The organism is Sphingomonas cynarae (assembly GCF_039537815.1).
In the GTDB taxonomy this organism is placed as follows: domain Bacteria; phylum Pseudomonadota; class Alphaproteobacteria; order Sphingomonadales; family Sphingomonadaceae; genus Sphingomonas; species Sphingomonas cynarae.
The window spans coordinates 308857-326176 of record NZ_BAABBF010000001.1 but is presented as its reverse complement, the minus strand read 5'-3'; the positions used below and the strand labels follow the sequence as shown (position 1 = coordinate 326176).

16 protein-coding genes are annotated in these 17320 nt (G+C 66.9%); 6 read left to right on the top strand and 10 right to left on the bottom strand.

The window, feature by feature from the left end:
* Positions 1-50: 50 nt before the first annotated feature.
* Entirely contained in the window at positions 51-1184 is a 1134-nt protein-coding gene (locus tag ABD719_RS01535; protein WP_344691604.1) for a GNAT family N-acetyltransferase, read from the top strand.
* On the opposite strand, the gene ABD719_RS01530 is transcribed toward ABD719_RS01535, so the two are convergent.
* Entirely contained in the window at positions 1168-2748 is a 1581-nt protein-coding gene (locus tag ABD719_RS01530) for a hypothetical protein (RefSeq protein WP_344691602.1), read from the bottom strand. The genes ABD719_RS01535 and ABD719_RS01530 overlap by 17 nt on opposite strands.
* Positions 2749-2816: 68 nt before the next feature.
* A complete protein-coding gene (locus ABD719_RS01525) occupies positions 2817-4040 on the bottom strand; it encodes an argininosuccinate synthase (RefSeq protein WP_344691600.1) in 1224 nt (407 codons plus the stop codon).
* A 113-nt stretch (positions 4041-4153) separates the two neighbouring features.
* On the opposite strand from ABD719_RS01525, the gene ABD719_RS01520 reads away from it, so the two are divergent.
* On the top strand, positions 4154-4516 hold the full coding sequence (locus tag ABD719_RS01520) for a hypothetical protein (protein WP_344691598.1): 363 nt from the start codon (positions 4154-4156) through the stop codon (positions 4514-4516).
* 3 nt (positions 4517-4519) lie between these two features.
* On the opposite strand, the gene ABD719_RS01515 is transcribed toward ABD719_RS01520, so the two are convergent.
* Genes ABD719_RS01515 through ABD719_RS01505 form a run of 3 tightly spaced genes read right to left on the bottom strand, consistent with a single transcriptional unit; the run spans position 4520 to position 7289 of the window.
* The gene (locus tag ABD719_RS01515) at positions 4520-5746 is read right to left on the bottom strand and encodes a class I SAM-dependent methyltransferase (RefSeq protein ID WP_344691597.1); all 1227 of its coding nucleotides are present in this window, start codon (positions 5744-5746) and stop codon (positions 4520-4522) included.
* Between the two features lie 47 nt (positions 5747-5793).
* Complete coding sequence (locus tag ABD719_RS01510) at positions 5794-6537, bottom strand: molybdopterin-dependent oxidoreductase (RefSeq protein ID WP_344691595.1); 744 nt, start codon at positions 6535-6537, stop codon at positions 5794-5796.
* Positions 6534-7289, bottom strand: coding sequence for a cytochrome b/b6 domain-containing protein (locus tag ABD719_RS01505; RefSeq protein ID WP_344691593.1), 756 nt, complete (start codon positions 7287-7289; stop codon positions 6534-6536). The genes ABD719_RS01510 and ABD719_RS01505 overlap by 4 nt, the downstream gene beginning before the upstream one ends.
* A 26-nt stretch (positions 7290-7315) precedes the next feature.
* Between ABD719_RS01505 and ABD719_RS01500 the strand changes: the two genes are divergently transcribed.
* The 3 genes from ABD719_RS01500 (at position 7316) to ABD719_RS01490 (ending at position 10810) form a co-directional block, all read left to right on the top strand.
* Positions 7316-7927, top strand: coding sequence for a flavin reductase family protein (locus ABD719_RS01500; protein ID WP_344691591.1), 612 nt, complete (start codon positions 7316-7318; stop codon positions 7925-7927).
* A 273-nt stretch (positions 7928-8200) separates the two neighbouring features.
* Positions 8201-10072, top strand: a complete 1872-nt coding sequence (locus ABD719_RS01495; protein ID WP_344691589.1) for a rhamnogalacturonan lyase — start codon at positions 8201-8203, stop codon at positions 10070-10072.
* An 87-nt stretch (positions 10073-10159) separates the two neighbouring features.
* Positions 10160-10810, top strand: coding sequence for a PEPxxWA-CTERM sorting domain-containing protein (locus tag ABD719_RS01490; protein ID WP_344691587.1), 651 nt, complete (start codon positions 10160-10162; stop codon positions 10808-10810).
* A gap of 42 nt (positions 10811-10852) precedes the next feature.
* On the opposite strand, the gene ABD719_RS01485 is transcribed toward ABD719_RS01490, so the two are convergent.
* From ABD719_RS01485 to rlmN, 3 genes are all read right to left on the bottom strand, one after another.
* Positions 10853-11413: a type II secretion system protein N gene (locus tag ABD719_RS01485; RefSeq protein ID WP_344691585.1), complete on the bottom strand. Its 561-nt coding sequence runs from the start codon at positions 11411-11413 to the stop codon at positions 10853-10855.
* Positions 11414-11493: 80 nt separating this feature from the next.
* A complete protein-coding gene (locus ABD719_RS01480; RefSeq protein ID WP_344691583.1) occupies positions 11494-12261 on the bottom strand; it encodes a sulfite exporter TauE/SafE family protein in 768 nt (255 codons plus the stop codon).
* The gene (rlmN, locus tag ABD719_RS01475; protein WP_344691581.1) at positions 12254-13453 is read right to left on the bottom strand and encodes a dual-specificity RNA methyltransferase RlmN; all 1200 of its coding nucleotides are present in this window, start codon (positions 13451-13453) and stop codon (positions 12254-12256) included. The genes ABD719_RS01480 and rlmN overlap by 8 nt, the downstream gene beginning before the upstream one ends.
* 154 nt (positions 13454-13607) lie before the next feature.
* Here rlmN and dnaN point away from each other — a divergent pair, with 154 nt between their 5' ends.
* Positions 13608-14726: a DNA polymerase III subunit beta gene (gene dnaN / locus ABD719_RS01470; protein ID WP_344691579.1), complete on the top strand. Its 1119-nt coding sequence runs from the start codon at positions 13608-13610 to the stop codon at positions 14724-14726.
* Positions 14727-14742: 16 nt separating this feature from the next.
* Here the strand turns inward: dnaN and ABD719_RS01465 are convergent, their stop codons facing one another.
* Both ABD719_RS01465 and ABD719_RS01460 read right to left on the bottom strand, forming a co-directional pair.
* Positions 14743-15756 (bottom strand): glycosyltransferase family 4 protein, encoded by a 1014-nt coding sequence (locus tag ABD719_RS01465; RefSeq protein ID WP_344691577.1) that lies wholly within the window; start codon positions 15754-15756, stop codon positions 14743-14745.
* Positions 15753-17315 carry an alpha-amylase family glycosyl hydrolase gene (locus ABD719_RS01460; protein WP_344691575.1) on the bottom strand — a complete coding sequence of 521 codons (1563 nt, stop codon included), beginning with the start codon at positions 17313-17315 and terminating at the stop codon, positions 15753-15755. The genes ABD719_RS01465 and ABD719_RS01460 overlap by 4 nt, the downstream gene beginning before the upstream one ends.
* Between the last annotated feature and the right edge of the window lie 5 nt (positions 17316-17320).

The following is a 17320-nucleotide window of genomic DNA, read 5'->3' as shown; positions in this document are numbered from 1 at the left end:
AATGGCATGACGTCTTCCCACGACCCGTCCGCCACCCCAATTAGGGTCCGATGACCAGCATCACCGCCCGCCTCGCCGATGGTGTCCGTTCGATCCCGGCGGCGGACTGGGATGCGTGTGCGGGGACCGGCAATCCGTTCGTCAGCCATGCCTTCCTCGCCGCGCTGGAGGAATCGGGCAGCGTCGGCGGAGGATCCGGGTGGCAACCGATCCCGATCGTGGTCGACGATGCCGATGGCCGCCCCCTCGCCATCGCGCCCGCCTATGCCAAGACGCACAGTCAGGGCGAATATGTGTTCGATCATGGCTGGGCGGATGCATGGACGCGCGCGGGCGGCGATTATTACCCCAAACTTCAGATCGCGAGTCCGTTCAGCCCGGTGCCCGGCCCCCGGCTGCTGCTGCGCGACCCCGCCCATGCCCCTGCGCTGCTCGGTGCGCTGGAGGCGGTGGTGGACCGACACGGCCTGTCCTCCGCGCACGCCACGTTCGTCGAGGCGGATCAGGTGCCGGCGTTCGAGGCGGCGGGCTGGCTGATCCGGCAGGGAACGCAGTTCCACTGGGCCAACCGTGGTTATGGCACATTCGCCGACTTCCTCGGCGCCCTTGCCTCCCGCAAGCGCAAGGCGATCCGCAAGGAACGCGCCGCCGCCGTCGAGGGGCTGACGATCCGTCACCTGACCGGCCAGGCGATCGAGCCACGCCACTGGGACGCGTTCTGGCAATTCTATCAGGATACCGGTGCGCGCAAATGGGGGCAGCCCTATCTGACACGGCCGTTCTTTCCGTTGCTGGGGGCCTCGCTCGGCGAGCGGGTGCTGCTGATCCTGGCGGAGCGGGACGGGGTGCCGATCGCCGGCGCGCTCAACCTGATCGGCGACGATGCGCTCTACGGCCGCTATTGGGGCGCGACCGAGGAGGTGCCGTTCCTCCATTTCGAGCTGTGTTATTATCAGGCCATCGATGCCGCGATCGCGCGCGGGCTGGCGCGGGTCGAGGCGGGGGCACAGGGCGAGCACAAGCTGGCGCGTGGCTATGAACCGGTGCCGACCTGGTCGGCGCATTATCTGCCCGATCCGAACTTCCGCCGCGCGGTCGCCGATTTCCTGACCCGCGAGCGCGAGGGCGTGGCGGCCGAGGCGGACTATCTGGCGACAATGACGCCGTTCAAACGGGCGGATTGACCGGCGCCCGGGCAACCGGTGGACGCCGATCGTCGATCCGGAACAGCGTGCTCGTCCCGTCGCGCCATACCGGCGTCATGCCCCTGACCAGCGCCGGATCGTATCGCGGCGGCTGAAGTAGCCAGACATAATCGAAGGCATCGCGTGGCAGTTTTTCCAGCGCCATGTCGATCGGCCGCCACCATTCTCCGCGACACCGCCGGTCGGTGACGATCTGCGAGGGATCATGCGCGAAGCCCCGCGCGGCATAATAGCGCGCGGTCAATTGCTGCGCGCCGGCCATCGACCATTGGTCGTTGGTATAGGCCAGCTTGCGCACCATCAGCATCCCCGGAATATGCTCCAGCCGCGAATAGGCCCAGTCGTCCTGGCACCGCCGGCCGACGAAGCTGACGACACGTGCCCGTTCGGGCACATGCGCCAGCGCGGCCAGCGTGCGATCATAGCTGCGGTCGTAGAGCCAGTAGCTCCACGTCGTCCCCGCCAGCCGCGCGCCGAAGAACACCAGCCCCAGCGTCGCGAAGGTCGCCGCCCCCCGGAACGACAGGCCGCCACGCGGACGCAGCGCGATCACCGCGATCGCCAGCGCGAACGGGGCCAGCCGCATGTCGGCATAGGCGGAGCCGAACACGATGCGCGGCAGGATCAGGAACACCGCGAACAGCAACGCCGCCGACAGCCCCAGATTACGCGAATATTCGATGCGCCGATCGCGCACGCCCTTCACCAGGATCAGGAACAGCACCGTCGCCGACGCCACGTCCCACCATTGCCAGCGGTCGCGCAGGACCATCATGACCCAGTTGTATTTCGCCTGCCAGTTGAACCAGTCCGCAGTCTGCCCGGTGACGTGATCGCCCGATCGCCAGAAGACCATCAGCACCATCGGCAGCGCCAGCGGCAGACAACCCAACCCGGCGCGGACCAGCGAGGCGAACCAGTGGCCGCTACCTGCGTCGCGGCGCAGGTCGTGCTGGCGGATCAGTTCCGCCGACAGCGCCAGCACGCCCAGCACGCCCCAGCCGAAGGTGTGGCACACCCACAGGGCGCAGGAGAGCGGCACGAATATGATCGCCCGGAACCGCAGCCGGCCGAGCCGCGCCAGCCGCAGCCACCACGCGAACAGATTGAGCGCCAGCGCCATCGACAGCGCGAAGTTGATGAAGCCGAACTGGAAGGGATAGCTGTACGCCAGCGGCAGCGCAAACAGCGCGGTGGCGGGGATGCGGCCATGCACCTCGCGCGCGATCCACAACAGCCCGGCGACGGTCAGTGCGGGGATCGCGATGACGATCAGCTTGACCGCCAGTTCCAGCCCGAACAGCGGCGCGAGCGGTTCGATCAGCAGGTCGATGCCGAGATTGCCGATCAGCGACCAACTGAAATCGAACCAGCGATGCAGCCAGGGATTATCACCGATCGCCAGTTGCACGCGGTAGCGCGCCATGTGGCCGGGCAGATCGACCAGCGGCGGAATATCGGGCCACAGCAACGGGATGGTCGCCGCGATTACCATCGCCGCCACGAACATCCGCGTCTGCCACCAGTGCAGCTTTTCCCCCATGCCGATGCCTTAGGCGCGGCGCCCCTGCGACGCAACGCATCGCCGGGGTGCCGTGCGGCGAAACGCGATCAGCGGTCGCGCCGGCCGAGCAGGCGCAGCCGCAGCGCGTTCAGCTTGATGAAGCCGGCCGCGTCGCGCTGGTCGTAGGCGCCCTGATCGTCCTCGAAGGTCACGACCTTCTCGCTGTACAGCGAATGGGGCGAACGGCGGCCGGTGACGATGCACGATCCTTTGTACAGCTTCAGCCGGACGGTGCCGGTCACCTTTTCCTGGCTGTAGTTGACGGCGGCCTGCAGCATCTCGCGCTCGGGCGAGAACCAGAAGCCGTTATAGACCAATTCGGCATAACGCGGCGCCAGTTCGTCCTTCAGATGCGCGGCGCCGCGATCCAGCGTGATCTGCTCGATACCCCGGTGCGCCATCGCATAGATGGTGCCGCCCGGCGTCTCGTACATGCCACGGCTCTTCATGCCGACGAAGCGATTCTCGACCAGATCGAGCCGGCCGATGCCGTGCGCGCGGCCCAGATCGTTCAGCTTCGCCAGCAGCGTCGCGGGGCTCATCCCCTCGCCGTTCAGCGCAACGCCGTCACCACGCTCGAAATCGATCGTGATCGTCTCGGGCACGTCGGGCGCGTCCTCGGGGTTCACCGTGCGCGAATAGACATATTCGGGCACCTCGTCCCACGGATCTTCCAGCACCTTGCCCTCGGACGAGGTGTGGAGCAGGTTCGCGTCGGTCGAGAACGGCGCCTCGCCGCGCTTGTCCTTGCTGACAGGAATCTGGTGCGCCTCGGCGAACTCGATCAGCTTCGTACGGCTGGTCAGGTCCCATTCGCGCCACGGCGCGATTACCTTGATGTCGGGCGACAAGGCGTAATAGCCCAGTTCGAAGCGGACCTGGTCGTTGCCCTTGCCGGTCGCGCCATGGCTGACCGCGTCGGCGCCGACCTGCTTGGCGATCTCGATCTGGCGCTTGGCGATCAGCGGCCGCGCGATCGAGGTGCCGAGCAGGTACGTCCCCTCATACAGCGCGTTGGCGCGCATCATCGGGAAGACGTAATCGGCGACGAATTCCTCGCGCAGATCGTCGATGAAGATGTTCTCGGGGCGGACGCCCATCAGTTCCGCCTTGGCGCGGGCGGGTTCCAGTTCCTCGCCCTGCCCCAGATCGGCGGTGAAGGTCACCACCTCGCAGCCATAATGCTGCTGGAGCCATTTCAGGATGACGCTGGTGTCGAGCCCGCCCGAATAGGCGAGGACGACCTTGTTGATGGCGGGCTTGTCGGTCATGTCCGCGCCCCTACGGAAGCTGCGCGCGGGGCGCAACAGCACAAACGTGCGTTCAGTCGCGGTGCAGCCCGTCGCCGCTATCCGGCGGCGGCCTTTTCCCGGAGAGATTCCCGATGCGTATCCTTGCCTGCCTGCTTGCCGCCACGCTTGCCGTACCCGCCGCCGCGCAGGACACGCGCGCCTCCGCCGCCGCGAAGTTCGACGCGGAATTCACCGCATCGGACACCAACAAGGACGGCGCGCTGACCCGCGCCGAGGTGCAGGCCCGAATCGGACGGATGGCAGCCGGTCCGAAGAAGATCGATCCCGTCCGCGCCAAGCGGCTGACCGACCTGTGGTTCACCAGCGCCGATGTGAACAAGGACGGCAAGGCGACCAAGGCGGAGGCGCAGGCGCTGCTGAGCAAGACGTTCGACCGGTACGAGGCGACCCAGAAGGCCGGGGCCGCCGGCCCGGCGGCGAAGGGCGGCCGGTAACGGTCAGTCGCGCCGAAGCGCCCGTTCCGCCTCGCCCATATAGTCGCGGGTCAGCGGGACGGCGGTGCGGCTCTTGCTCAATTGCACCTGATAATTGACCATGCCGCCGGTGCGGAACGCCGCCGCCGCACCGGCCAGGTAGAAGGTCCACAGGCGATAGAAGCGCTCGTCATACAGCGCGACGATCTGGTCCCTCGCCGCCACGGTACGGTCGTACCAATGGTCGATCGTCATCGCGTAATGCAGTCGCAGCACCTCGATATCGGTGGGGATCAGCTTCGTCCCCTCATAGCCGCGCACGATTTCCGACAGGGCCGGGTTATAGCCGCCGGGGAAGATGTACTTCGTCGTGAAGGTGTCGGTCACCCCCGGCCCGCCCATCCGCCCGATCGTGTGGAGCAGCATCACCCCGTCATCGACCAGCAGATCGCGGCACTTGCGGAAGAACGTGCCGTAATGCGCCGGCCCGACATGCTCGAACATGCCGACCGACACGATCCGGTCGAACGTGCCGCCCAGGCTGCGATAGTCGATCAGTTCGAACCGCACCTTGTCCGCGACGCCCGCCTCCTCGGCCCGGCGACGCGCGACCTTCAGCTGTTCCTCCGACAAGGTGACGCCCAGCACCTCCGCCCCCGTCTTCGCGTGAAGATACAGCGCCAGCCCGCCCCAGCCGCAGCCGATGTCGAGCACGCGCATCCCCGGTCGCAGCAGCAGCTTGGCGGCGATGTGCGCTTTCTTGTCGGCCTGCGCGTGTTCCAGCGTGTTGCCGGGATCGGTAAAATAGGCGCAGCTATATTGCCGGTCGGCATCTAGGAACAGATCGTAGAGCCGGTCCGACAGATCGTAGTGATGCGCGACATTGCGCTTCGAGCGGCGGGCCATGTTGATCCGGTCGAGCCGGTGCGCGACTGCCCCAAACATCCGGATCGGCAGCGTCGGGCGCAGGCTGCTCCCACGTTCCCACGGGCTGTTGCCCTTGAGCAAATTGACGAGATCGCGGATGTCGCCCCGGTCGATCACCAGCCGCCCGTCCATGAACGCCTCCGCCGCGCCCAGCGCGGGATGGCGGACGATACGGTTGGCTGCACTGCGATCGGTGAAGCGGATCGCCACGTCCGGCAAGACCGGATCAGGGGCGCCGAAGGTCCGGACCATGCCGTCGGCATGGGTTACGACAAGCTGACCGCGCTTGACCTGGGCGGCGAGAAAACGATCGATCAATGCCATGCGATATCGGTGCTAGAGACGCGGACCGCCCCTTTCCTTGATGTATATCAGATTCCTGCATACCAATCGTAGTCGACATTGTCCTCCCAGTATCCGCCCTTCCCCTTGCCGATTCCGGTCAGGCTGGCGACCGCATCGATCCGCATCAGGTATTTGGCATGCTTGTAGCCGAGCTGCCGCTCGACGCGCAGCCGCACCGGCGCCCCGTGCGCCACGTCGAGCGGGCGGCCGTTCAGCGCCCACGCCAGAATCGTCTGCGGGTGGAAGGCATCGATCAGGTCGATCGATTCATAATAGGGCTGGCCGCCGTACAGGTCCGCACAGGTGAAGACGATGTAGCGCGCCCGCTCGCTCACCCCCGCCGCCTTCAGCACATTACCCAGCATCGGCCCGGTCCATTGCCCGATCGCGCTCCACCCCTCCACGCAGTCGTGCCGGGTGATCTGGCGGCGATTGGGCAGCGCACGCAGGTCCGCCAGCGACAACGACAGCGGCGTCGCGACCAGCCCACCGATGCCCAGCCGCCAGTCGGCGAACCGGTTGGCGACCATCGCGCCATATTCGGGTGTGCCGGGATCGCGCGTGCCGTTCGACCGGAACACCGGCGACATCTGCGCCACGGTGTATTCGGGCGCCAGCGCGGCCCGGTCGACCAGCGCGCGTTGCAGGCCACGCTGCATCTCTTCACCCGCGAACAGGATTTTTCGCGCCGCCGGAATCTGCACGATCCGGTCGCATCCGGCGAGCAGCAGGCCCGCACCGCCAGCCAGGAGGGAACGCCGCGCGATCATTCGGGCACCCGCCACCAGCCGGTGACCATCGATCGCATCTCGTTGCCCGCTCCCGCCAGGATAACGAGGACGAGGTGGACGATGGTGAACAGCCCGATCGCAGTCGCCGCGACGAAATGGATCGACCGCGCCGATTGCCGCCCGCCCAGCAGATCCAGCACCCAGGGCCAGCCCGCATTCATCCCCGGCGACAGCGCGATCCCGGTCAGGATCGCCAGCGGCAGCAGTACGAACAGGATGCCGATATAGGACAGCTTCTGGAAGACGTTGTAGTCGCGCGGCCGCGCCGGATCGTGGAACCGGAAGTTCCAGTGCGCGCGGACGTCCGCCCACAGATGCGCGGGACTCAGTTCCCGGCGGCGCAGCGTCAGGTCGCGCCGGAAATGACGGTTGGCGATGCCCCAGATCATGTAGCCGAGCAGCCCGAACCCCAGCACCAGCGCGAAGAACAGGTGCCAGCGGCGCGAGATGGCGAGGTTGTAGCTGGCGGGAATCGTGATCCACGCCGGAAAGCGTGGCAGTTCCAGCCATGCCGGATCGAAGTTCGCGCCATATCGCCCCCAGTATAACCGGGGATGCGCATTGGAGATGCCGAGGCCGGAGCCGAGCAGCACGATCACCGCGACCGCATTGACCCAGTGCCACAACCGCGTGCCCAGCCCATGGCGGCGGATCGCGGTACCCGGGGGCACGGGGTCGTCGGCGAAGGTGCCGGCGGCAGGCGGGCCGACCGGGACGGGGCTTGTATCCATTCCCCCGCTCTAGCAGTTAAGCCGCCATGACCGAATGGCATTTCTACGAACCCGCCGCGGGCCACCGCCTGCCGCACGATCCCCTGAACGCGATCGTCGCGCCGCGCCCGATCGGGTGGATTTCGACGGTGTCGGCGACGGGGCAGCGCAATCTGGCACCCTACAGCTTCTTCAATCTGTTCGGCTATCGTCCGCCGCTGATCGGCTTCGCCTCGACCGGCTGGAAGGATTCGGTCGCCAATGTCGAGGCGACGGGCGAGTTCGTCTGGAACCTCGCGACCCGGTCGCAGGCGGAAGCGGTGAACGCCAGTTCGGCGACCACCGATCAGGACGAATTCGCCCTGGCGGGGGTGGAGACCGCCCCCTCCCGCCTCGTCGCGCCGCCGCGCGTCGCGGCCAGTCCGGTGGCGTTCGAATGCAAGCTGACCCAGTTGATCCGGCTGGAGACGAAGGAGGGCCGCGCGCTCGACCAGTGGCTGGTGATGGGTGAAGCGGTGGGTATCCATATCGACACGGCGATGCTGGAAGGCGGCATCTACCAGACCGCGCGCGCCCGCCCTATCAGCCGCGGCGGCGGCCCTGCCGACTATTTCGAAACGCGCGAGGATGCGCTGTTCAAGATCCACCGACCGGGTTGAGCGGCGTCTGGACACGCATGGCGTCCATCGATTCGCATCCACCGGCAAGCCCGAAACAACAGGCTCAATGTTTCAATCATTTCGCATTATTCGTCAGCACTCGATTGCAACGTCCAGATCATCTTAATCCACGATGTGAAAGCATAATTCACTTCTTGAACGCACGTTAACCATACGTCATCATCCGGTCGAGCGAGGCGGACATTCTGCATCGCCGGCTGAGACCGTTGCCCGGGCGCCATGCCACGAGGCAACGACCGGGAGAGGATGAGCATGACGAACAAACGTCTCTGGAGGATCGGTGCGTGCGTATCGATCGTGGCGATGAGCGGCGCCCTGGCCGCCGTACCCGCAACGGGTGCGCGGCAGATCGAACGGCTCGATCGCGGCGTGGTTGCGGTGCCCGCGATCGATGGCGGCAATCTGGTGAGCTGGCGGTTGCTGGCGACCGACGCTCAGGCGGTCGGCTTCAATCTCTATCGCGACGGCGTGAAGCTGAACGCCGCGCCGCTGACCGGCGCGACCAACTATCGCGACACGACGGGCACTGCCGCCGCCACCTATGCGATCAAGGTCGTGGTGAATGGCCGCGAGCAGGATCGCGCCTTCTCCGCCCGCGTCTGGCAGGCGGGCTATGGCAATATCCCGATCCAGCAGCCCGCCGCCGGCACGAACCCGGACGGCAGCGCCTTCACCTACACGGCCAACGACGCCAGCGTCGGCGATCTGGATGGCGACGGCCGGTACGAGATCGTGCTGAAGTGGGACCCGAGCAACTCCAAGGACAATGCGCAGAGCGGCGTCACCGGGCCGGTGATCCTGGATGCCTATACGCTCGACGGCCGGCGGCTGTGGCGGATCAATCTGGGTCGCAACATCCGGGCCGGTGCGCACTATACGCAGTTCATGGTGCAGGATTTCGACGGTGATGGCCGCGCCGAGGTGGTGATGAAGACCGCCGACGGCACCACCGACGGCGAGGGCCGCGTGATCGGCGACGCCGCCGCCGACCATCGCAACGCCGGTGGCTACATCCTGCGCGGTCCCGAATTCCTGACCGTGTTCCAGGGCACCACCGGCCGCGCGCTCAGCACGATCAAGTACGTGCCTGGCCGTCATCCCAACACCGAGAACCCCACGCCGACGCAGCTCAGCCAGATCTGGGGTGACAATTACGGCAACCGGAGCGACCGGTTCCTCGCCGGTGTCGCCTATCTGGACGGATCGCGCCCCAGCATCATCATGGGCCGCGGTTATTATACCCGCTCCACGATCGCCGCGTTCGACTTTCGGAACGGTCAGCTGACCCAGCGCTGGTTCTTCGATTCCGCCGCGCAGAACAACAGCGACTATGCCGGGCAGGGCAACCACAACCTATCGATCGCCGATGTCGACAATGACGGCCGCGACGAGGTGATCTACGGATCGATGGCGATCAACGACGACGGCACGCCGATGTGGTCGGCCAGGGTCAACGGCATCAAGGTCGGGCACGGCGACGCGCTCCACGTCGGTGATCTCGATCCGAACCGGCCGGGGCTGGAGCGGTTCGGCGTACACGAGGATTTCGCTGGCAACGGCGGCATCGCCGCGACGATGATGGACGCGCGCACCGGGCAGGTGCTGTGGACCGTGTCGGGCAACCGCGACAATGGCCGCGGCGTCTCCGCCGATATCGATCCCCGCTATGTCGGGGAGGAGAACTGGTCCGCGCGCCATGTCGGCCTGATGACCGCGAACGGCACCGTCATCAGTTCGGCCAAGCCCGCCCAGACCAACTTCGCGATCTGGTGGGACGGCGATCGTCTGCGCGAATTCCTCGACGGCACCACGATCAGCAAATGGGACTGGACCACGGGCACCACGAAGACCGTGCTCAGCATGACCGGCACCATCTCCGCCAACGGCACCAAGGCGACGCCGGCGCTGGCCGCCGACATCCTGGGCGACTGGCGCGAGGAGGTGGTGATGGCCGCCGCCGACAACCAGTCGCTGCGCATCTACGCCACGCCCTATGCCACCGACACCCGGCTCGTCACGCTGATGCACGATCCGGTCTATCGCAACAGCGTGGCGTGGCAGAACGTCGCCTACAACCAGCCGACCCACACCGGCTTTTACCTGGGTGAGACGAGCGCCCGCTGACCGGACGCGACCCCGGCGCGCCCGGCGATGGGCGCGCCGCTTCATCATCACCACCGGCACCATGGCCGGATATTCGGGAGACATGCGATGACCCATTTCAGGGGCCTGACGACGCTCGGCCTGCTCGCCGGCCTTGCCCTCGCCGCACCGGCATCGGCGGCGACGCTCACCACCGCGTTCGATGCGGACAATTTCAACGACGGCGTGATGTTCGACGTATCGGTGCTGGGCGGCCCGCTGTCGCTGCAGAGCATTGGCATCAACGCCGATGCCGGCACGTTCGACTATAGCGTCTATTATCGCGCCGGCGGGATCGGCGATGCCGTGAACACGCCCTCGGCCTGGACGCTGCTGGGCAGTTTCGCCGCGCTGACCACCGCCGGGCCGGGGGTGGCGACCTTGCTCGACATCGCCGACATCGATCTGGCCGGCGGCGCGACCTATGGTTTCTACGTCACCGATTCCGGAGCGTTTTCGGTCCAATACACCACCAGCGCGGGTGCGGTGGGCGATGTGCTGGCGGCGGACGACGCGCTGGCGGTCCGGGTCGGCTACGGCGTGACTGGAGAGTTCGGCGAGGCGTCGTCGCCACGGGCGTTCAACGGCACGCTCTCCTACGCCACCGTGGTGCCGGAACCTGCAAGCTGGGCGCTGATGATCGCCGGGTTCGGACTGGTCGGCGCGGCGATGCGTCGCCGGTCGGTACGCGCCCGGTCGGTGCGGGTCGGGTTCGGTTGATCCCGCCGCTCCCCTTCCCGCCGGGGAGGGGAGCAATCCGCCCTACCGCCCCGCGGCTTCCTCCTCGGGCGTCTTGCGGACCGGTTCGGCACCGGCAGCGGTGGTGCGCGCCACCAGTTCCTCGGCGCTCAGTTCGCCGGAAGGACGGGTCGGGTCGGGGTCCAGCCCCTGCCGCGCCGGATTGGCCACCGTGCGCGCGCCGCCGGCCAGATACAGGTCGGTCGACACGCCGTTCTCGACCAGCACGACATGATCGTCCAGCACCGCGGCCAGGGTGATGCCGGGGGCCACCTCCTGCCCGATTCGCCAGGTCGCCGCCGGCTGGCCGCCCGCCGCGATCGTCGCGGACGAGGCGGAGGGGGACCCGCCGACGAACACGCCGCGCAGTTCCAGCCCGACATTGGTGGCGGGCAGCGCCGCCGCCGGTGCATCGCCCGCCACCACGACGACACCGTCACCGGTCGCGGGCGTTTCGGCCGGGGTCTGATGCCAATAGGTGACCAGCGCGGCCAATGCGCCGCCCAGTATTACCACCAGCGGCAGCGAGCGCCGGCCGCGCCGTGGCGGCAGCGATCCGGTTCGCAATGCATGGTTCACCCGCATCCCATCGCTCTCCTGTCCTCCCGGCGGTTAATTCCCGCCTGTATCATTGACGCTACGGGCTTCATCCGGACCGGGCAAGACTATAGAAGGCCAGCATAGGCACGGTGGAAGAAGACCAGCGTCGTGGTCGCGGTGACCAGGATCGTCCAGCCGCGCACTAGCCCGGGCGACAACCGCTTGCCCACCATCGCCCCCAGCCAGCCACCGACGATTCCGCCCGCCAGCATCGGCAGGCACGCTTCCCACCGCACCAGCCCGGCGATGACGAACACGATCGCCGCGGCGAAATTGGCGGTCGCCAGCATCAGCGTGCGCGGCGCGAACATCGTCCGCGGGCTGGCGCCCGCCAGCAGGCCATAGGTTGCGGTCATCATCATGCCGATGCCGCCCCCGAAATAGCCGCCATAGACGCCCAGCACCGCCTGCGCCGCGACCAGCATACGTGGCCCGATCGTCACCCGTTGGCGCAGCCACACCGCCACGCGCGGCCCGAACACGATCGCCAGCGTCGCCACCAGCAGCAGCCACGGCACGATCTGGTCGAACGCCGCCCCCGGCGTCCACGCCAGCAGCGCGCTGCCGACCAGCGCCGCCGCAAAGGTGATCCCCGCCAGCAACCGCACCGGCACGCCGCCGACCGGCGCCAGTTCGTCGCGGAAACTCCACGCACTTGCCGCCGCCCCCGGCATCAGCGCCAGGTTGGAGGTGGCGTTGGCGATGTTGGCGGGTGTGCCCAGCGCCAGCAGCGCGGGCATCGTCGCGAAGGTGCCGCCCCCCGCCAGCGCGTTCATCGCGCCGCCGACCAGCCCCGCCGTCGCCGCCAGCGCCAGCGACGCCGGATCAAGCAACCGTCAGGGCCGCCGCCTCGCGATCGCGCTCCGCCCGGCTCTTCTTCTCGGCGGCGGTCTTCAACTGGCCGCAGGCCGCATCGATGTCACGCCCGCGCGGGGTGCGGACGGGGGCGGAGATGCCGCCCTCGAACACGATATCGGAAAACGAGCGGATGCGATCCGGCGTCGAGCATTCGTAATTGGCGCCCGGCCAAGGATTGAACGGGATCAGGTTCACCTTGGCGGGCAGGTCGTAATGGCGCAGCAACCGGACGAGTTCGTGCGCGTCCGCGTCCGAATCGTTCTTGTCCTTCAGCATCACATATTCAAACGTGATCCGGCGCGCGTTGTTGGCGCCGGGATAGTCGGCGCATGCCTGCAACAGCTGCTCGATGCCGTATTTGCGGTTAAGCGGCACGATCTCGTCGCGGACCTCCTTGGTCACCGCGTGCAGCGACACCGCCAGGTTGACCCCGATCTCCGCGCCCGCGCGCGCCATCATCGGCACCACACCGCTGGTCGACAGCGTGATCCGCCGCTTCGACAGGGCAAGGCCGTCGCCGTCCATCACCAGCTTCAGCGCATCGCGGACCGCATCGAAATTATACAGCGGCTCGCCCATCCCCATCATCACGATGTTGGTCAACATCCGCCCCTCGGGCTGGCTGGGCCATTCGCCCAGCGCGTCGCGCGCCAGCATCACCTGCCCCACGATCTCGCCCGCGGTCAGGTTGCGCACCAGCCGCATCGTGCCGGTGTGGCAGAAGGTGCAGTTGAGCGTGCAGCCCACCTGGCTCGACACGCACAGCGTGCCGCGATCGGCATCGGGGATGAACACCGCCTCATAATCCTGCCCGTCGGGCGAGCGGAGCAGCCATTTGCGCGTGCCGTCGGTCGATACCTGCGCTTCCACCACTTCCGGCCGGCCGACCACGAAGCGTTCGGTCAGCCACGGGTGCTGCGCCTTGGCGATATCGGTCATCTGCGCGAACTCGGTCGCGCCGCGATTGTACAGCCAGTGCCAGATCTGCTTGCCGCGCAGCTTGGCCTGTTTCAGCTCCATGCCCGCATCCAGCAGCGTCTGGCGCAACTGGTCCTTGGTCAGCCCGATCAGATCGATCCGCCCGTCCGCCCGCAACGAGGGTGCGCGCGGCACGGGCACGGGGTCGACGTGCCCCGGGATGGGCATCAGGTTCGCGGCTGTCTGCATGGTCGCGGCGATAGCGCAAAATGCGGCGATTTTCCACTCCCCCGTCGCGTGCCGCTCCCTACTCCTGCCGCAGGCGCTTGCCCCGTGTCCTTTTTCGGCTAGGACTGACGGTCAATTTTCCGGCCCTAAGGATTCGGGCCGTGGGGGATACCGCATGAAGGCGACGATCGAACGCGCGACGCTCCTCAAGGGGCTGAGCCATGTCCAGTCCGTGGTGGAACGGCGCAACACCATTCCCATCCTGTCGAACGTGCTGCTGGAGGCGACCGCCGAGGGCACGCTGAAGATGATGGCGACCGATCTCGACCTGCAAATCAACGAATCGGTACCTGCCGCGGTCGACCAGCCGGGTGCGACCACCGTCTCCGCCCACACCTTGTTCGATATCGCCCGCAAGCTGCCCGAGGGATCGCAGGTCCAGCTGTCCGCCGCCGAGGGGCGGATGGCGATCATGGCGGGGCGCGCGCGCTTTTCGCTCGGCACCCTGCCGCGCGACGATTTCCCGGTGATCGCCGAGGGCGAATTGCCGACCAAGTTCGAATTGCCCGCCGAAACGCTGAAGCAGATCATCGACAAGACCCGCTTCGCGATCTCGACCGAGGAGACGCGCTATTATCTGAACGGCATCTTCCTGCACGTCGCCGATGCCGACAGCGCGCAGCCGGTGCTGAAGGCCGCCGCCACCGACGGCCATCGCCTCGCGCGCGTCACCCTGCCCCGGCCCGAGGGCGCGGAGGGGATGCCCGACGTGATCGTGCCGCGCAAATGCGTGGCGGAACTGCGCAAGCTGCTCGACGAGGTCGATGGCTCAGTCGGCGTCTCGCTGTCGGGCACCAAGATCCGCTTCGATCTGGGCCGGGCGCTGCTGACGTCGAAGCTGATCGACGGCACCTTCCCCGATTACTCGCGCGTCATTCCGACCGGCAACGACAAGATCCTCAAGCTCGATCCCAAAAGCTTCATGGAGGGCGTCGATCGCGTGTCGACCATCGCGACCGAAAAGACCCGCGCGGTGAAGATGGCGCTGGATCGCGACAAGATCACGCTGTCGGTTACCAGCCCCGAAAACGGCACCGCCGCCGAGGAAGTGCCGGGCGACTATGCCGCGGCACCGTTCGAGATCGGCTTCAACAGCCGCTACCTGCTCGACATCCTCGGCCAGATCGACAGCGATCTGGTGGAGGTCCACCTCGCCGACGCCGCCGCCCCGACGCTGATCCGCGAGAACGACCAGAGCGCGGCATTGTACGTGCTGATGCCGATGCGGGTGTGACGAAGGCTCCCCACGATCAGGGAAGCCCCGTCACCGTCCGGTACAGCGCCAGATAATCGTCCGCCATCCGCTCGACCGAGAAACGCGCCGCCACCGCACGGCGGCAGGCGTGACGGTCGAGATCGGCGGCACGTTCGATCGCCGTCACCGCCTCGGCCGGCGTATCGACCAGAAAGCCGGTCACGCCGTGGTCGATCAGTTCGGGCATCGATCCGCGCCGGGTGGCGATGACCGGGGTGCCGCACGCCATCGCCTCCACCACCGACAGGCCGAACGGCTCCTCGAAATCGATCAGGTGGAGGAGCGCGCGGGCATGGCCCAGCGCGTGTAACCGGTCCGCGCCACCGACGGGCCCATGATAGCGGATGGTGGCGCCATCCACCCCCGGCATCACCTCGCGCTCGTGATAACCGGTGTCCTGTACGATTCCGTACATATCAAGCCCCCGGCCGCTGGCGCGCGCGGCGGCGATCGCCGCCGCGGCCCCCTTGTCGGGATGGATGCGGCCAAAGAATAGAAGGCCCTCCGCGCCATCCGCATCGAAGGGAAAGTCGTCCAGCGGGATACCGTGATGGATCGTCGCGGCGTACCGGAGGTCGGGATGCCGGTCCGCCTCACTGATCGCGACATAATGGACCCGTTCCTGATACGGCCGGTACATCGGCATGATCCGATCGGACGAGAAGCCGTGGATCGTGGTGACCATCGGCGTATCGACCAGCGGCGCAAAGGCATGGGCGGGGAAATCCGCCTGATTGTGAATCAGGTCGAACCGGTTGGCCTGTGCGAACAGATGGGCAAGGTGGCGGAACTCCCACACCTTGGCGTCGATCGACGGGTCCTCGGAATAAGGCGCGGGCACCACCCCGTCGAGCGTCGCGGCGGTGAGGCTGTCGAGCGTCGCGAACAACGTCACATCTACCCCGCGCGCGACCAATGCCTCGGTCAGCAGACTGGTGACGAGCTCCCATGGCCCGTACTGGCGCGGCGGCGTGCGCCACGCGATCGGGGCGAGCATCGCGACTTTCATGACAGGATCAGTCCTTCGTTGGCGCGGAGCATCCCCGGCTCCGGTTCACCATCCTGCGTCGACAGCATGACCATTCCCTGCCAGTCGACCATGACGGCGGTATCGCGAAGGTTGAGCAGGATGCCCAAGCGTCGATCCCCCTCGATGCGGTCATAGGCCAGCACCCCGGCCGGCGCGTCGACCAGTGCGAATGATCCCACCGCCAATGCCGGCTCCGCCCGACGCAGCGCTAGCAGATCACGATAGAGCGTCAGCATCGATCCCGGATCGCCGGCCTGCGCGGCAACGTTGCGCGTCGACCAGTCGGGATGGAGCGGCAGCCATGGTTCGGCGGTCGAGAAGCCGGCATGAGGCCCGGCGTCCCACGCTATCGGCGTGCGGGATCGGTCGCGCCCGATACCGAGACCGGGCTGACGTAAATCCTGCGGATCGCAGATACGATCCTGCGGGATGATGACACGCCCTATACCGATCTCGTCGCCCTGATACAGGGTCGGCGTGCCGCGCAGCGTCAGGAGCAACATCGCCGCGACGCGCGCCTGCGCCTCACCGATCCGGGCGGCGATGCGCGGGGCATCATGACTGCCGATCACCCAGTTGGGCCAGCCATGCGAGGGTAGCGACGCTTCATATGCTGCAATCATGCTGCGCAGCATTTCAGCATTCCAGTCGTTCTCGATCAGCTGGAAATTGAACGGCAGATGCACCTGTGGCCGTTCCGGCGTGCCGTACCAGCGCGCGTGGCGGTCATTGGGCAGGAAGATTTCGCCGACCAGCACACGGCCCCCGTAACTGTCGGCCAGTGCACGCATGTCCGCCGAGATCGCATGGGCCTCCGGCTGATCGGTGGAGTGACGCTGGATCACGCGGTCGCGTTCGGTGCGGTCGGGGCTCCAGTCGAGATTGGGTGGATTGTCGGGCAGTCCTTCCGCCTTCACGATGTGCCACAGCACGTCGATCCGGAACCCGTCGACGCCGCGATCGAACCAGAATCGCATCGCCTCCATCATCGCGTGCCGCAGGTCGGGGTTCCGCCAGTTGAGGTCGGGCTGTTCCTTCAGGAAGGCGTGGAGGTAATATTGCCCGGTCGCCGCATCCCATGTCCATGCCGATCCGCCGAAGTCGCTGATCCAGTTGTTGGGCGGGCCGCCATGGGGTCCGGGATCGCGCCAGATATACCAGTCACGCTTCGGATCGTCGCGCGACGACCGGCTGGCGACAAACCACGGGTGCCGGTCCGAACTATGGTTGGGGACGAAATCGAGCAGCAGTTTCAGCCCGCGTGCATGGACGGCGGCGAGCAACCGGTCGAACCCGGCGAGATCGCCGAACATCGGCTCGATCCCGCAATAATCCGCCACGTCGTATCCGAAATCGGCCATCGGCGAGGGAAAGATCGGCGACAGCCAGATCGCATCGACGCCAAGGGCCGCAACATGATCCAGCCGCGCCTCGATTCCGGCGAGATCGCCGATGCCGTCGCCGTCACTGTCCTGAAAGGAGCGCGGATAGATCTGGTAGATCACGCCGCGTTCCCACCAGGGGCGGCTGGCCGTCATGCCCG

What these genes read in the sequence shown, in the direction of transcription:
- ABD719_RS01535 (WP_344691604.1), top strand. Translation starts at nt 51, where the DNA reads ATGACCAGCATCACCGCCCGCCTCGCCGATGGTGTCCGTTCGATCCCG.
- ABD719_RS01530 (WP_344691602.1), bottom strand. Translation starts at nt 2,748, where the DNA reads ATGGGGGAAAAGCTGCACTGGTGGCAGACGCGGATGTTCGTGGCGGCG.
- ABD719_RS01525 (WP_344691600.1), bottom strand. Translation starts at nt 4,040, where the DNA reads ATGACCGACAAGCCCGCCATCAACAAGGTCGTCCTCGCCTATTCGGGC.
- ABD719_RS01520 (WP_344691598.1), top strand. Translation starts at nt 4,154, where the DNA reads ATGCGTATCCTTGCCTGCCTGCTTGCCGCCACGCTTGCCGTACCCGCC.
- ABD719_RS01515 (WP_344691597.1), bottom strand. Translation starts at nt 5,746, where the DNA reads ATGGCATTGATCGATCGTTTTCTCGCCGCCCAGGTCAAGCGCGGTCAG.
- ABD719_RS01510 (WP_344691595.1), bottom strand. Translation starts at nt 6,537, where the DNA reads ATGATCGCGCGGCGTTCCCTCCTGGCTGGCGGTGCGGGCCTGCTGCTC.
- ABD719_RS01505 (WP_344691593.1), bottom strand. Translation starts at nt 7,289, where the DNA reads ATGGATACAAGCCCCGTCCCGGTCGGCCCGCCTGCCGCCGGCACCTTC.
- ABD719_RS01500 (WP_344691591.1), top strand. Translation starts at nt 7,316, where the DNA reads ATGACCGAATGGCATTTCTACGAACCCGCCGCGGGCCACCGCCTGCCG.
- ABD719_RS01495 (WP_344691589.1), top strand. Translation starts at nt 8,201, where the DNA reads ATGACGAACAAACGTCTCTGGAGGATCGGTGCGTGCGTATCGATCGTG.
- ABD719_RS01490 (WP_344691587.1), top strand. Translation starts at nt 10,160, where the DNA reads ATGACCCATTTCAGGGGCCTGACGACGCTCGGCCTGCTCGCCGGCCTT.
- ABD719_RS01485 (WP_344691585.1), bottom strand. Translation starts at nt 11,413, where the DNA reads ATGCGGGTGAACCATGCATTGCGAACCGGATCGCTGCCGCCACGGCGC.
- rlmN (WP_344691581.1), bottom strand. Translation starts at nt 13,453, where the DNA reads ATGCAGACAGCCGCGAACCTGATGCCCATCCCGGGGCACGTCGACCCC.
- dnaN (WP_344691579.1), top strand. Translation starts at nt 13,608, where the DNA reads ATGAAGGCGACGATCGAACGCGCGACGCTCCTCAAGGGGCTGAGCCAT.
- ABD719_RS01465 (WP_344691577.1), bottom strand. Translation starts at nt 15,756, where the DNA reads ATGAAAGTCGCGATGCTCGCCCCGATCGCGTGGCGCACGCCGCCGCGC.
- ABD719_RS01460 (WP_344691575.1), bottom strand. Translation starts at nt 17,315, where the DNA reads ATGACGGCCAGCCGCCCCTGGTGGGAACGCGGCGTGATCTACCAGATC.